The 13,495-nt window shown below is 73.0% G+C and carries 12 protein-coding genes and 1 other RNA gene; 4 read left to right on the plus strand and 9 right to left on the minus strand.

The features are described from left to right. Window positions 1–394 precede the first annotated feature (394 nt). From ACZ6KO_RS12965 to ACZ6KO_RS12990, 6 genes are all read right to left on the minus strand, one after another. A complete protein-coding gene (locus ACZ6KO_RS12965; RefSeq protein WP_469303670.1) occupies window positions 395–2,728 on the minus strand; it encodes a HelD family protein in 2,334 nt (777 codons plus the stop codon). Window positions 2,729–2,843: 115 nt separating this feature from the next. Continuing rightward, window positions 2,844–3,404, minus strand: a complete 561-nt coding sequence (locus ACZ6KO_RS12970) for a CGNR zinc finger domain-containing protein (protein ID WP_469303673.1) — start codon at window positions 3,402–3,404, stop codon at window positions 2,844–2,846. 66 nt (window positions 3,405–3,470) lie between these two features. Then, window positions 3,471–4,019 (minus strand): GNAT family N-acetyltransferase, encoded by a 549-nt coding sequence (locus tag ACZ6KO_RS12975; protein WP_469303919.1) that lies wholly within the window; start codon window positions 4,017–4,019, stop codon window positions 3,471–3,473. 218 nt (window positions 4,020–4,237) lie between these two features. Next, window positions 4,238–5,386, minus strand: a complete 1,149-nt coding sequence (locus ACZ6KO_RS12980; protein WP_469303675.1) for a uroporphyrinogen-III synthase — start codon at window positions 5,384–5,386, stop codon at window positions 4,238–4,240. A gap of 93 nt (window positions 5,387–5,479) precedes the next feature. After that, on the minus strand, window positions 5,480–6,841 hold the full coding sequence (locus ACZ6KO_RS12985; protein WP_469303677.1) for a nitrate/nitrite transporter: 1,362 nt from the start codon (window positions 6,839–6,841) through the stop codon (window positions 5,480–5,482). Between the two features lie 142 nt (window positions 6,842–6,983). Beyond that, on the minus strand, window positions 6,984–7,922 hold the full coding sequence (locus tag ACZ6KO_RS12990) for a LysR family transcriptional regulator (RefSeq protein WP_469303921.1): 939 nt from the start codon (window positions 7,920–7,922) through the stop codon (window positions 6,984–6,986). An 88-nt stretch (window positions 7,923–8,010) separates the two neighbouring features. On the opposite strand from ACZ6KO_RS12990, the gene ACZ6KO_RS12995 reads away from it, so the two are divergent. From ACZ6KO_RS12995 to ACZ6KO_RS13010, 4 genes are all read left to right on the plus strand, one after another. Next, window positions 8,011–9,327 (plus strand): MFS transporter, encoded by a 1,317-nt coding sequence (locus ACZ6KO_RS12995; protein WP_469303679.1) that lies wholly within the window; start codon window positions 8,011–8,013, stop codon window positions 9,325–9,327. A 41-nt stretch (window positions 9,328–9,368) separates the two neighbouring features. Next, window positions 9,369–10,256, plus strand: a complete 888-nt coding sequence (locus ACZ6KO_RS13000) for an SH3 domain-containing protein (RefSeq protein WP_469303682.1) — start codon at window positions 9,369–9,371, stop codon at window positions 10,254–10,256. Between the two features lie 280 nt (window positions 10,257–10,536). After that, window positions 10,537–10,767 carry a FitA-like ribbon-helix-helix domain-containing protein gene (locus ACZ6KO_RS13005; RefSeq protein ID WP_392065608.1) on the plus strand — a complete coding sequence of 77 codons (231 nt, stop codon included), beginning with the start codon at window positions 10,537–10,539 and terminating at the stop codon, window positions 10,765–10,767. Next, window positions 10,764–11,195, plus strand: a complete 432-nt coding sequence (locus ACZ6KO_RS13010) for a type II toxin-antitoxin system VapC family toxin (RefSeq protein WP_469303685.1) — start codon at window positions 10,764–10,766, stop codon at window positions 11,193–11,195. The genes ACZ6KO_RS13005 and ACZ6KO_RS13010 overlap by 4 nt, the downstream gene beginning before the upstream one ends. A gap of 120 nt (window positions 11,196–11,315) precedes the next feature. On the opposite strand, the gene ssrA is transcribed toward ACZ6KO_RS13010, so the two are convergent. The 3 genes from ssrA to ACZ6KO_RS13025 all read right to left on the minus strand — a co-directional run bounded on the left by ssrA (window position 11,316) and on the right by ACZ6KO_RS13025 (window position 13,495). After that, window positions 11,316–11,704, minus strand: a transfer-messenger RNA (tmRNA) gene (gene ssrA / locus ACZ6KO_RS13015). Between the two features lie 78 nt (window positions 11,705–11,782). Beyond that, window positions 11,783–12,268, minus strand: a complete 486-nt coding sequence (smpB, locus tag ACZ6KO_RS13020; protein ID WP_469303687.1) for an SsrA-binding protein SmpB — start codon at window positions 12,266–12,268, stop codon at window positions 11,783–11,785. 18 nt (window positions 12,269–12,286) lie between these two features. Next, on the minus strand, window positions 12,287–13,495 hold the full coding sequence (locus tag ACZ6KO_RS13025; RefSeq protein WP_469303689.1) for a S41 family peptidase: 1,209 nt from the start codon (window positions 13,493–13,495) through the stop codon (window positions 12,287–12,289).

Raw genomic sequence — 13,495 nt, forward strand, 5'->3', positions numbered from 1 at the left:
CTGTACACGGGCCCCACACGCGGCAGGCGCGGCGGGACCTGTTGTCCGATCGTCCCACCTACTGGCCGGTACAAGGTAACCAGCTACAAATTTCGGAAAGACACTTCCACCATACGAGATACGCGGGGCCGCGGGGAAGGGTGGGTCCGTACGAAAAAGGTCCGCGCCCCTCATGAGGTGAGGGGCGCGGACCTGTAGCAACGTCTATGACACCGACCCGCCATGCTCGCCTCGCGGCAAGTGGTCGCTCTAGGCGACGAAGGTTGGGCCCGGGGGCTTGGATCGAGCCGGTGTCGCTACCCAGGCTAACAAAGGATCGCCGGAACGGATCCCCCTCCCGGCAGTTGACCCGGCCTCACCACGCGAGTGGGCGCGGACCGTCCGGCGGTACGCCCTACGCCTGGTCGCGCAGGAGTTCCGGGACGCCCGCCGCGTCCGGGGTGTCGCGGTCGTCCGAGACCACGGTCAGCTGCTGCGTGGCGCGCGTCAGGGCGACGTACAGCACGCGCAGGCCGGCCGGGGACTCCGCGGCGATCTCCGCCGGGGAGACGACCACCGTGGCGTCGTACTCCAGGCCCTTGGCCTCCAGGCTGCCCAGGGCCACCGCCCGCTCGCCCAGGCCGGCCAGCCAGCCGGCCGCCTGCGCGCGCCGGTCCATGGCGACCACGACGCCGACCGTGCCGTCCACCTGGCCCAGCAGCCGCTCGGTCTCCGCGCGGACCGCCTCGCCCAGACCGTCCGCACCCGCACCGGCACGGGCACCGGTACCGGCACCCGCACCGGCGGCCACGAAACGGGGCGTGAGACCCGTCGAGCGGACCGCCGTCGGCGGCTCCATCCCGGGCATGGCCAGCCGCAGCACCTTCGCCGCGAGCGCGGCGATCTCCGCCGGGTTGCGGTAGTTCACGGTCAGCGTGAAGCGCCGGCGGGGCCGGCTGCCCAGCGCCTCGTCCCGCGCGGCCGCCGCCTCCTGCGGGTCCGACCAGGAGGACTGCGCCGGGTCACCGACCACCGTCCACGTGCCGTGCCGGCCGCGCCGGCCCACCATCCGCCACTGCATCGGCGTCAGGTCCTGCGCCTCGTCGACGATCACGTGCGCGTACTCGGTACGCTCCGCCGCCAGCCGCTCCGCCCGCTCCCGCGAGGTCTCCTCACGGGTCGGCATCAGCTCCTCCAGGCCCGTGAGCTGGTCCAGCGGGTCGAACTCCCGCTTGCGCCGCGGCCGCGCCGGGGCGCCCAGCAGCCCGTGCAGCTCGTCCAGCAGCGCCACGTCGTGCACCGACAGCTCCGCGCGGCGCAGCGAGCGCGCCAGCCGCCGGGTCTCGCCCGGGTTGAGCACCCGCCGCGACCAGCGGCCCAGCCGCCGCTCGTCGGCCATCGCCGTCAGCACCCCGCGCGGGGTCAGCTCCGGCCACCAGGCGTTCAGGAACTCCAGGAAGGAGTCCTCGGTGGAGACGTCGTCGTCGAAGCCGGAGCGCAGCTCGGCGGCCAGCTCCGGGTCGGAGTGCCGGCCCGCGCCGCCCGACTTGGCCCACAGGGCGTCCAGCAGCAGCCGGCGCGCCCGCGGCCGCAGCAGGTTGACCGGCGTGGAGGCGCCCAGCGCCGACTGCCGGATCCGGTTCAGCTCGTCGGCCTCCAGCTCCTGGCGGCGGCCGAAGGCCACCACCCGCAGCCGGTCGGGCGCTCCGCCCAGCTCCAGGGATCCGTGGACGGCCTTGCGCAGCACCTTGAGCATCCGCGAGGAGCCCTTGATCCGGGCCACCGCCGGATCGTCGTACGTCGTCGCCTCGGCGCCGTCCACCAGCGAACCGAGGGCGCGGATGGCGACCTGGCCCTCCTCGCCGAGGGAGGGCAGCACGCCCTCGGTGTACGCCACCAGCAGCGGGGTCGGCGAGACGATCAGGATGCCGCCGGAGTAGCGGCGCCGGTCCTGGTAGAGCAGGTAGGCGGCGCGGTGCAGGGCGACCGCGGTCTTGCCGGTGCCCGGCCCGCCGGAGACCTCCGCGACCGACGCGGCGGGCGCCCGGATGACCAGGTCCTGCTCGGCCTGGATGGAGGAGACGATGTCGCGCATGGAGTGCGTACGGGCCCGGCCGAGCGCGGCCATCAGCGCACCGTCGCCGATGGCGGGCAGCTCGACGCCGTCGAGGAACGCGGTGACCTCGGGACGCATCAGGTCGTCCTCGACGCCGAGCACCTTGCGCCCCTTGGAACGGATCACGCGCCGGCGCACGACCCGGCCCGGGTCCTTGGGCGTGGAGCGGTAGAACGGCGCGGCGGCCGGTGCCCGCCAGTCGATGACCAGCGGCGAGTAGTCGGCGTCGAGCACGCCGATGCGGCCGATGTGCAGGGTCTCGGCGACGTCGGCGGTCAGGTCGGCGCGGATCGCGTCGTCGGCCGGGTCCACCGAGGTGTAGGCGCCGTCGGGGCCGCGCTCGCCGTCCTTGCCGAGGACGAGGTCGATGCGGCCGAAGAGGAAGTCCTCGAACTCGTTGTTGAGCCGGTTGAGGTGGATCCCGGCCCGGAAGACCTGCGCGTCGCGTTCGGCGAGCGCACCGGGAGTGCCGACCTGGCCCCGCTTGGCCGCGTCGTTCATCAGGAACTCCGCCTCGTGGATCTTCTCCTCGAGGCGCCGGTACACCTGGTCCAGATGCGTCTGCTCGACCGCGATCTCGCGATCGCGGACGGAATCCGCCGTGCTGTCGACAGCGGCATCCTGCGCGGCCACCAAGGCCCCCTTCTGACGTGCGTGGGCGACCGTCAACCGTACGCGACCGGAGCGGGTGTCCGCACGCCCGTACCGCGCGCCGGACGCTACGCGTCCCGTCCTCGGGACGACCGGGTCACGCCGGCTTCGCCGCCAGGGTCCGGCGCCGGTGGCGCGCCACCCGCTCGCGGTTGCCGCACAGCTCGCTGGAGCACCAGCGGCGCCGGTGGCCGCGCGAGGTGTCCAGGTAGACGCGGGTACAGCCGTCGCCCTCGCAGGCGCGCAGCAGGGCCACCTCGCCCGGGTCGGTCAGCAGCTCGACGGCGTCCCGGGCGACGGCCGCGAGCAGGGCCCCGCACTCGGCGCCGCCGCACAGCTCCCGCACCAGGTGTCCCTCCTGGTCCCGTACGGCACACAGGCCCGGGGGCGGACCGGCGGCCAGCGCGTTGACCCGGGTCAGCGCCGCGTCCTCGGGGACCGCGCCGCCGAGTTCGGCCCGTACGAGCGCGGCCACGTCCGCGCGCAGGGCCCAGAAGGGTGCCAGCCAGTCCGCTCCCACGCAGGTCAGCGGCGTCCGGTCGGGCACCAGCCCGGCTCCGGTGAGCCACTGGCGCAGCGCGTCGCCGTCCCGGATGCCCTCCCGGGGCGTGAAGGTGGCCACCAGGTCCAGGCAGACCCGCCCGGAGTCGAACCACATGCCCGTCACCGCCTCGGTCGCCGTAGCTCCCCCAGAGTGCCCCCGCCCGCCGACGAGCGGAAGACCTCAGAAGGGTGGCGGGTCGTCGTGCAGGATCCGCTGGAAGAGCCGGTGGTCCCGCCAGGCGCCGTTGATGTGCAGGTACTGGGGGGCGACGCCGTACGCGAGGAATCCCGCCTTGGTCAGCACCCGCTGCGAGGCGTGGTTGTCCAGGAGCGTGCCGGCCTCGACCCGGTGCAGCCCGAGCTCCTCGCGGGCGATCCGGCAGACCTCGTGGACGGCGGCGGTGGCCAGGCCCTTGCCGCAGCGGGCCTCGTCGACCCAGTAGCCCAGTCCGCCGCTGGACAGCGGCCCGTGCTGGATGTTGCCGAGGTTCACGGTCCCCAGCGGAGCGCCGGTGGCGGCGTCGACGAGGACGAACGGCAGCAGCCGGCCCTCGGCGCGGGAGTGCAGCTGCTGCTCGATCCGCTCCCGCTGGCCCTGCGCCGTGTAGAACGCCTCGGGGCGGGCGGGTTCGAAGGGGCTCAGGAACACCCGGTTGCGGACCAGCGCCTCGGCCAGCCCCGCCGCGTCGTCGGGCCCGACGATCCGCAGCTCCACACCGTCAATGATCATCATCCGTGCACGCTAGCGCCGTGACCGGAAAAGTTCACCGTGTCACGGCCCCCGGCACGGCACCTCGCCGCGTTGTCGGACCGCACAAGTACGTCCAGTACGAGCCACGGCCCTCCGCCTTGCGATGCACCGCACCGGAAACCGCGACCCGGCAAACCTTTCCGGCCACGGCACTAGCCGACGTCCGGCGGCCCGGCCAGGGTCGGTCGGCCACCGGCTCAGGCGTCCGCGTACTTGCCCTCCGCGCCGGCGTCGAGGGCCAGCCGGTAGCCGCGCTTGACCACCGTCTGGATCAGCTGGGGCGTGCCCAGCGACCCGCGCAGCCGGGCCATCGCGGTCTCCACGGCGTGCTCGTCGCGGCCCGCGCCGGGCAGGCGGCGCAGCAGGTCGGCGCGGGCCACCACCCAGCCCGGGCGGTGGGCCAGCGCCCGCAGCAGCGCCATGCCGGCGGGCGGTACGGGCCGCAGCTCGGCGTCGACCAGCACGGCGTGCCCGCGGATCTCCAGGCGGTGCCCGGCGACCGGCAGCACCCGGGCCCGGCCCGGCAGCTCCTGGCACAGCAGTTGCACCAGCGGGCCCAGCCTGAACCGATCGGGGTGCACCGTGTCCACGCCCGCGCCCTGCAGCGGCAGCGCGGTCACCGGTCCCACGCAGGCGGCCAGCACCTCGCCGCGCAGCGCGGAGACCAGGGCGCTGCCGAGCCCCCGTGCCTCGGCCCGCGACAACAGCGAGGCCGCCGCCGGCGCCGAGGTGAAGCAGATCGCGTCCAGGGTCCCGGCCACCGCCGCGTCCAGCAGCCGGTCCAGCGGGGCCAGGTCCTCCGGCGGCATCCACCGGTACACCGGTACGACGACCACGTCGGCGCCGCCCTCGCGCAGCGCCTCGACGAACCCCGGCAGCGGCTCCCCGTGCAGCTGGAGCGCCACCCGCCGGCCGGCGACGCCGTCGGCGAGCAGCCGGTCCAGCACCTCGGCCAGCGATTCGGAGTCCGGGGACCAGCGCTCCACCAGCCCGGCGGCCCGGATCGCGCCCTTGACCTTGGGGCCGCGCGCCAGCAGCTCGGCTCCGCGCAGCCGGGCCAGCAGGTCCTCGCCGATCCCCCAGCCGTCGGCGGCCTCGATCCAGCCGCGGAAGCCGATCGCGGTGGTCGCCACGACCACGTCCGGGGCGCAGTCGATCAGCTCCTTGGTGGCGGCCAGCAGTTCGCTGTCGTCGGCCAGCGGCACGATCCGCAGGGCGGGTGCGTGCACGACGGATGCCCCGCGCCGGCGCAGCAGGGCGATCAGCTCGTCGGCGCGCCGGGCGGCGGTGACCCCGACGGTGAATCCGGCGAGCGGGCCGGCACTCGGCACAGCGTTGTCATCCATCGCGACCTGCCTTGTTCAACCGTGGGGGGATACGCCGGAACCGAGCCTGCCAACAGGGCGTATCAGGCTCGGTTCACGCGTATTTCGCGCCGGTTACACCGACGTGAGCTGCGGTTTCGCAACGTTGTCCGGGGCGGGGGCGGCCGCGGCGGCCGGCCGCCGAAGGTATACCGACCAGGTCACCGCGCAGCAGACGGCGTAGAAGCCGAGGAAGGTGACGAAGGCGGCGGTGCCGGAACCGGAGGAGGAGAACGCCTCCCGGAAGACCAGGTTGATGCCCAGGCCGCCGAGCGCGCCGACCGCGCCGATGAGCCCCATCGCCGCGCCGGACAGCCGCCGTCCGTACGCGTCGGCCGCCTCGCCCGCCATGCCGCGGGCCCGGGCCTGCGCCTGGAAGATGCCGGGGATCATCTTGTACGTCGAGCCGTTGCCGAGGCCGCTCAGCACGAACAGCGCCACGAACCCGACCAGGAACACGGGCAGCGACTCCTGGACCGAGGCGGCGATCACCACGCCCGTCGCGGCCGCCATGGCCACGAAGGTGCCCAGGGTGATCCGCGCCCCGCCGAACCGGTCGGCGAGCCAGCCGCCCAGGGGCCGGATCAGCGATCCGAGGAGCGGCCCGATGAAGGTCAGCGAGGCGGCCTGGAGCGGGGTCCGCCCGAACTGCGTCTGGAGCACCAGCCCGAAGGCGAAGCTGTAGCCGATGAACGATCCGAAGGTGCCGATGTAGAGGAAGGCCATGATCCAGGTGTGGCGCTCGCGCAGCGACTCCTTCACGGCGCCGGTGTCGTTGCTGACGGGCGCCAGGTTGTCCATGCGCAGGGCCGCGAGCGTCGCCGCGATCACGATCAGCGGGAGGTAGACCCCCAGCAGCAGCCGGGGGTGGGCGGCCCCGGCCGTACCGATGATCAGCAGGGCGATCAGCTGCACGACGGGGACGCCGATGTTGCCGCCGCCCGCGTTGAGCCCGAGCGCCCAGCCCTTCTTGCGCAGCGGGAAGAAGGCGTTGATGTTGGTCATGGAGGAGGCGAAGTTGCCGCCGCCGACCCCGGTCAGCGCGGCCACCAGCAGGAACGTCGTGTAGGAGGTCCCCGGCTCCATCACCGCGAACGCGGCGGCCGTCGGCGCGAGCAGCAGCAGCGCGCTGACCACGGTCCAGTTGCGGCCGCCGAAGCGGGCGACGGCGAAGGTGTACGGCACGCGCACGAGGGCGCCCACGAAGGTCGCCGTCCCGATCAGGAAGAACTTCCCGGCCGGGTCGATGCCGTACTGCGGGCCCATGAACAGCACCATCACCGACCACAGCGACCAGATGGAGAAACCGATGTGCTCGCTCAGCACCGAGTAGATGAGGTTGCGCCGGGCGATCCGCTCCCCCGACTCCTTCCAGAAGGTCTCGTCCTCGGGATCCCACCGCTCGATCCAGCGGCCGCCCGTGCGCGGTGCGGTCATCACGCCTCCAGCTGTCGTGTCCGTGATGACCGACCGTAGGGACGACGCGTTTCAGCCCCGGTCCCCGCCCGATGACCGCCGCGCAACCTTGCACTCACCCCCCGGGCCCGCCGCGTGTGAGCCCCGCGCGTTCCCCAGGAGGTCAGGGGAGCCAGCAGCCGTCGGAGATGGCGAGCCAGCCGCGGGCGGCGGCCAGTTCCGCGGCGGCCGCGCGCAGCGCGTCCAGCGCCGGGTGGCCGGAGCCTTTGCGCCACACCATGGACAGCGGCGACAGCGGGACGGGGTCCACCAGCGGCCGCTTCACGGAGCCGGGCATGTCGAGGAAGTCGACGGTGACCAGGACCGGGTTGCGGGTCTTGGTCATCACCCGCCGGAACTCCTCCTTCCCCACGGCCACCGGCGCCGGCGGCGCCAGCGCGACACCGCGCCCCTCGAAGAGCCGCCGGGCCAGCTCCGTCCACTCCAGCGTCCTCGGGTTCCCGGCGCCCGCGTACACGCGCTCCCCGGCCAGCGCCCCGACCGGCACCCGCTCGAGAGCCGCCAGCCGGTGGTCCTCGGGCAGCAGCACGGCGAGCGGCTCGTACCGCACGGGCCGGTGGGCGAGCCGGGCCCGCAGCGCGGGGTCGAGCCCGTCCACCCAGCCGAAGGACACGTCCAGCCGCCCCGCCGCGACCTCCCCCGCCGCGTACGTCAGCCCGCTCTCGAACCGCGCCATCAACTCGGCGTCCGGCGCCAGTTCGCGGGCCCGTTCCAGCACGCTCCGCCCGGTGCTCGGCCCGTCGGTGTTCAGGTCGACGAGCAGGGCCCGCGCCGCCGCCCCGCCGAAGGCTGCGGCCAGTTCCTCCTGGGCCTCGACCACCCGCCGCGCGTACGGCACCAGCCGCTCCCCGGCCGCCGTCAGCTCCACCTGCCGGGTCGTGCGCAGGAACAGCTCGGCGCCCAGGTCCCGTTCGAGCCGGCGGATGTCCCGGCTGAGCGCCTGCTGGGCGACGTACAGCCGGGCGGCGGCACGGGTGAAGTGCAGTTCCTCGGCGGCGGCCAGGAACCCGCGCAGCAGCCGGGTCTCGACATCAGGGATCATCACGCGCCGAGACTAACAACGCACGTGCGTGAATCAGACCCGAACAGGTGTTGGACCGGGGCGCCCCGCTCCCAGCAGCCTGTTTCCCATGCCCCTCATGACCGTCTCCGGCACCACCCTCGTCCACGCCGTACCGCACACCCCGCACGCCGCACCGCGCACCGCCCCCGCCGCGCCGCGTCGCGCACCCCGCCCGGCCGGCCCGTACCGCCGCCTGTTCACCCTGCCCGGCACCCGGGGCTTCACCGCCGGCAACCTGATCGCCCGCCTCCCCATGGGCATGTTCGGCGTGAGCGCGGTCATGATGATCGCCGGACAGCGCGGCTCCTACGCCCTCGCGGGCGCCGTCACCGCGACCGGTCTCGCCACCACCGCCGTGGTCGCACCCATGACCGCCCGCCTCATCGACCGGTACGGCCAGGCCCGGATCGCCCTCCCCGCCACCCTGATCGCCGTCCTCGGCTCCCTCGCCCTCGTCCTGAGCGTGCGGACCCACGCCCCCGCCTGGACCCTCTTCGCCTCCTACGCCGCGACCGCCACCACCCCCAACATCGGCGGTATGTCCCGCGCCCGCTGGACCCATCTGCTGCGCGGGAACGCCCCCGCCCACCACACGGCCATGTCCTTCGAACAGGCCGCGGACGAGGCCTGCTTCATGCTCGGCCCGGTCCTCGCCGTCGCCCTGTGCTCGGCGCTCTTCCCCGAGGCCGGCACCCTCACCGGCGCCGCCCTGCTGCTCATCGGCATGGTCGTCTTCACGGCCCAGCGCTCCACCGAGCCCCCGCTCACCCCTGCGGACATCCGTCGGCCCTCCCCGCTGCGGTCTGCGAGCATCCGCCCCCTGCTGATGCTCTTCCTCGCTCTAGGAACGTTGTTCGGGGCCATGGAGGTTGCCTCGATCGCCTACCTCACCTCCCACGGCCTGGGCGCCGCCGCCGGACCCGTCCTCGCCCTCCAGGCCCTCGGCTCCTGCGCGGCCGGCCTCCTCTACGGCACCCTGCGCCCCCGCTCGCTGACCCGCTGCGTCGCCGCCCTGGCCGCCTTGATGACGCTCCCCTGGGCCGCGGCCGCCGCGGGCTCGGTCCCCCTGCTCGGGGTGGCCCTGCTGCTTGCCGGGATGGCCACCGCCCCGACGATGGTCACGGCCATGTCCCTGGTCCACCGCCACACCCCCGAGGGCCGCCTCAACGAGGGCATGACCCTGGCCGTGACGGCCATTTTCACCGGCATCGCGGCCGGTTCCGCGGCGTCCGGAGCGATCACCGACCACTGGGGCCCGGTGGTCGCGTACGCCGTTCCGGCCGTCGCCGCCGCGCTGGCGCTCGTACGGGCGCGGGGAGCGGACCGGCAACCGAGTGACGGTCCCCGCGAGGTGCCCACCACCGTCTCTCAAGATCAGCTTTAACTGGTGGCCTCAAGCGCACTTCCCTTCGCGGAGGAACACCCTTGTCTGCTTCCCGCTGCACACGCGCCGCCCTGGTCGTCGCCGCAGTCACCGCGTCCTGCCTGGTCCCGGCGGCACCGGCCGTCGCCGATACGCCCGGCATCCGGTTCTCCCAGCCGTACGTCCCCTCCATCGCCGCCGGCCGCACCGGACGCGTCGTGCTCGTTGCCACGGGCGGCGGCGAACCGGCGGTCAGTTCGACCTTCCGGATCACCGCGCCGGAGCGGACGACGTTCCCGGAGACCCGCTTCTACTGGAACGGGCAGCGCGCGTCCGTCGCGTGCGCGCGGTCGGCCGACGCCCGGCTGCTGACCTGCGACGCAGGAAGGCGCGCCGGCTTCACCTTCCCGGCGGACGCGCAGACGCGGCTGGCGGTGACGCTGCGGGTGGACACGGACGCGCCGCAGGGCACCACGCTGGACGGCGGCGAGTGGGATACGGGCGCCGCCGCGCCGGTCCTGTTCGCGGTCGCCACCCCGGTGACCGGTCCCGAGGGCCCGAAGGGAGACCCCGGCTACAAGGGACCCAAGGGACACAAGGGTGACACCGGCACGCCGGGCACCGGCGGCGGCAGCCACGGCGGCCCCGGTCACGGCGGCGGGCACGGCAAGGGCAACGGCAAGGGCAAGGGCAAGGGCAAGGGCAAGGGCAAGGGCAAGCACCCCCAGGCCCGCATCGTCTCCCCCACCCAGGGACTCGGCATCCGATCCGGCCCCGGTGCCGGCTACAGCCGTAACGGCAAGCTCAAGAACGGCGCCGTGGTCGCCGTCCAGTGCAAGACCAACGGCCAGAAGGTCGGCGGCAACGCGGTCTGGTACAAGCTCGCCGACGGCCGCGGCTGGATCGCCGCCCGCTACGCCCTGAACCTGAACAAGGTCCCCCTCTGCTGACCCCCGGCCACGGCCCCCGGGCATGACGAAGGCCCCGCAGCCGGTACGGCTGCGGGGCCTTCGCCCACATGGGATGAGTGGAGATGGCGGGAATCGAACCCGCCCACAAGCCCAACACGCAGCAGGCCAGGGAGCTATCTCCGCAGGTCAGCGGCATAGGACGACACCAGGTGGCACGATCCAGCAGGGTCCAGCACGCCCTGGCGCTCGCCCCGGGAGCACTGGACGACCCCTCGATCTGGCGACTGCAAAGTGACTGCATTGACGATAAAATGCAGTCATGACCGCATTCACGATCCGGGAAGTCCCCGATGACATCGCCCGCCGCATAAAGGTCCGAGCCGCCGAGGCCGGACAGTCCCTCCAGAGCTACCTGCTCAGCCTCGTCACCAGAGACGCCACCCAGCCCACGCTCGCCGAAATGGCCGACCGCGCCGAGCGCTACGCCACGGAGGACATCGACGTCCAGGACGTCCTCGACGCCATCGACGCGGGCAGGGCGGGCCGTTGATCGTCCTGGACTCCTCCGCCCTGGTCCTGTTCCTGACGGACAGGGGCTCCAGTGGCGCCGCCGCCCGCCGGCGCATCAGCGAGGAAGACACTCTCGCCGCTCCCTACCTCCTGGACACGGAGGTCGCGTCCGCCCTCCTGGGCATGGCACGCGGAGCCAAAATCGACCATACGAGCCTCGACGAGCACTTCAAGACCTACCAGGGGCTGCGCCTACAGCGGCACGAGACGGGCCCGCTACTCCCCCGGATCCGAAAGCTGTACGCCAACCTCTCCGCCTACGACGCCACGTACGTCGCCCTCGCCGAGGCGCTGGGCGTCCCCCTGCTGACGGCGGACGCTCGCATCAAACGGGGCGTCCAGAAGCCGCGTTGCGGGATCGAGGTCATCACCGCCAACGGCGATCAGCCCCCACACCCGGGCACGTGATACGCCGCCGCATCCGTCGCGCTCCCTGAAGGGTGGTGCTCCCGTCGTGCTCCCACATGACGAAGACCCCCCAACCTCACGAAGTTTTCGCAGGTCAGGGGGCCTTCGCCCACATGGGATGAGTGGAGATGGCGGGAATCGAACCCGCGTCCAACGGTGCAGAAACAGGGCTTCTCCGAGCGCAGTCCGCTGCGCTTTTCTCAGCCCCGGAGATCACACGGACAAGTCTCCGACGGGCTCAGTCACTGTTTGATTTCCCTCCAACCCCCGTGACCGGGGTTAGAGGTTTAGATCCCTAGTTGACGCCAGGATCCGGACCGGGACCACTTCCGGGCTGACGCTCCTCACAGAGGCTTCAGCTCACTGTTATTAGGCAGCGAGGGTGAAGCGGGAGTTATCGCTCTTGGAGTTGGCGATTATTGTTTGCGACATATGGTTAGCGAGATCATTGCCGCTTCCTCGGCTCGCTTCCCCTGCATCGACATCCGCTGTCGAAACCGATCATCCCCATGTTTTGTTGACAAACCACCGCGAACGGCGGGCGCTGACGCCATGGTACGCGAAGCGGACCACTGCGTGCCAGGTGATTAAACCGTGCCGCGCTGCTTGCGGCGGATCGCCGAGATCGCCCGGTTCGTCTCGCGGGTGTCCTGCTTCTCCCGCAGCGTCTGGCGCTTGTCGTACTCCTTCTTGCCCTTCGCCAGCGCGATCTCGACCTTCGCCCGGCCGTCCTTGAAGTAGAGCGACAGGGGCACGATCGTGTGACCCGACTCGTTCGCCTTGCGCTCCAGCTTGTCGATCTCCTCGCGGTGCATGAGGAGCTTGCGCTTGCGCCGGGCGCTGTGGTTGGTCCAGGTGCCCTGGCTGTACTCCGGCACGTGCACGTTGTAGAGCCACGCCTCCCGGCCCTCCACCGACACGAACCCGTCCACCAGCGAGGCCCGGCCCTGGCGCAGGGACTTCACCTCGGTGCCCATGAGCACGAGACCGCACTCGTAGGTGTCGAGGATGTGGTAGTCGTGCCGCGCCTTCTTGTTCTGGGCGATCAGCTTGCGCCCTTTTTCCTTAGCCATAGTGCGGCCATTTTCGCACTACGGCCCCACCCCGAGGCCACCCAATACCGTGCGGGCCCGCTCCTCCACGCGCTCACCGGCCGCCAGGTCGGGGGTGATGCCCCGCCCTTCGAGGCTGCGGCCCGCCGGAGTACGGTACGTGCCCACCGTCAGCTCGGCCACCGAGCCGTCCGGGAGTTCGGTCGGCATCTGCACCGAGCCCTTGCCGAAGGTGCGGGTCCCCACGGCCACCGCCCGGCCCCGGTCCTGCAGGGCCCCGGTGACCAGCTCGGCGGCGCTCATCGTGCCCCCGTCGACCAGGGTCACCAGCGGTCGGCCGGTATCGCCGCCGGGCTCCGCGTACAGGGCGCGCTCGGTACCGCGTACGTCGTACGTCGCGACCAGGCCGCCGTCGAGGAAGGCGGACGCGGCGGTGACGGCCTCCGCGACCAGGCCGCCGGGGTTGCCGCGCAGGTCGAGCATGAATCCGCCGCCGGGCGGGGCGGCGCGCACGGCCTGCCGGACCCGCTCGCCCGACCCCCGGGTGAAGGAGGCGACCTTGATGACCGTGACCCCGCCGGGCAGCTGCCGCACGGTCACCGGCTCGGTGCGCAGCTGTTCGCGGCGGACGGTGTCGGTCCGGACGGCGCCGTCCCGCTCCAGGGTCAGGACGACCGGGGTGCCCGCCTCGCCGCGCAGCAGGGCCACGACCCGGGCCAGTTCCATCCCGGCGACCTCGCGGCCGTCCACGCCTCGCAGCCGGTCCCCGGCCCGGATCCCGGCACGGGCGGCGGGCCCGCCGGGCTGGACCCGTTCGACGTCGATACGGCCGTCCGCGCGCCGCTCGACCCACAGGCCCACGCCCGTCCAGCGGCCGTCCATCTCCTGCGCGAACGCCTGGTACTCGCCCGCGTCGTAGACCACGCCCCAGCGGTCGCCGCTGCGGCTGACCACCTCCTGGGCGGCCTTCTTGCCGGACTTGCCCTCGGCGACCGCCTCGGCGGCGGCCCGGGCCACGGCCTCCCGGTCGGCGGTGCCGGGGCGGGGCGCGGCGCCGTCGGCGTCCGGGCCGGCGTCCGGTGCCGGCGTACCGGTGCCCGCGAACACGGTCTCGACACGGTGTTCGTCCCTGTCGTCCCAGCAGCCGGTACTGACGGCCGCACCGAGCGCACCCAGTAACGCCAGCGTCAGAGCGGCCCCGCGACGCAGGTCACGGGGCCGGAGGCGGAAGGCGGGGGAACCCGGCAT

Source organism: Streptomyces sp. NPDC042102 (genome assembly GCF_055582305.1).

Coding starts and splice junctions, on each gene's coding strand:
- ACZ6KO_RS12970 (WP_469303673.1), bottom strand. CDS start 3,404: ATGTGGTTCGACTCCGGGCGGGTCTGCCTGGACCTGGTGGCCACCTTC.
- ACZ6KO_RS12975 (WP_469303919.1), bottom strand. CDS start 4,019: ATGATCATTGACGGTGTGGAGCTGCGGATCGTCGGGCCCGACGACGCG.
- ACZ6KO_RS12980 (WP_469303675.1), bottom strand. CDS start 5,386: ATGGATGACAACGCTGTGCCGAGTGCCGGCCCGCTCGCCGGATTCACC.
- ACZ6KO_RS12985 (WP_469303677.1), bottom strand. CDS start 6,841: ATGACCGCACCGCGCACGGGCGGCCGCTGGATCGAGCGGTGGGATCCC.
- ACZ6KO_RS12990 (WP_469303921.1), bottom strand. CDS start 7,922: ATGATCCCTGATGTCGAGACCCGGCTGCTGCGCGGGTTCCTGGCCGCC.
- ACZ6KO_RS12995 (WP_469303679.1), top strand. CDS start 8,011: ATGCCCCTCATGACCGTCTCCGGCACCACCCTCGTCCACGCCGTACCG.
- ACZ6KO_RS13005 (WP_392065608.1), top strand. CDS start 10,537: ATGACCGCATTCACGATCCGGGAAGTCCCCGATGACATCGCCCGCCGC.
- smpB (WP_469303687.1), bottom strand. CDS start 12,268: ATGGCTAAGGAAAAAGGGCGCAAGCTGATCGCCCAGAACAAGAAGGCG.
- ACZ6KO_RS13025 (WP_469303689.1), bottom strand. CDS start 13,495: ATGCCGGGTTCCCCCGCCTTCCGCCTCCGGCCCCGTGACCTGCGTCGC.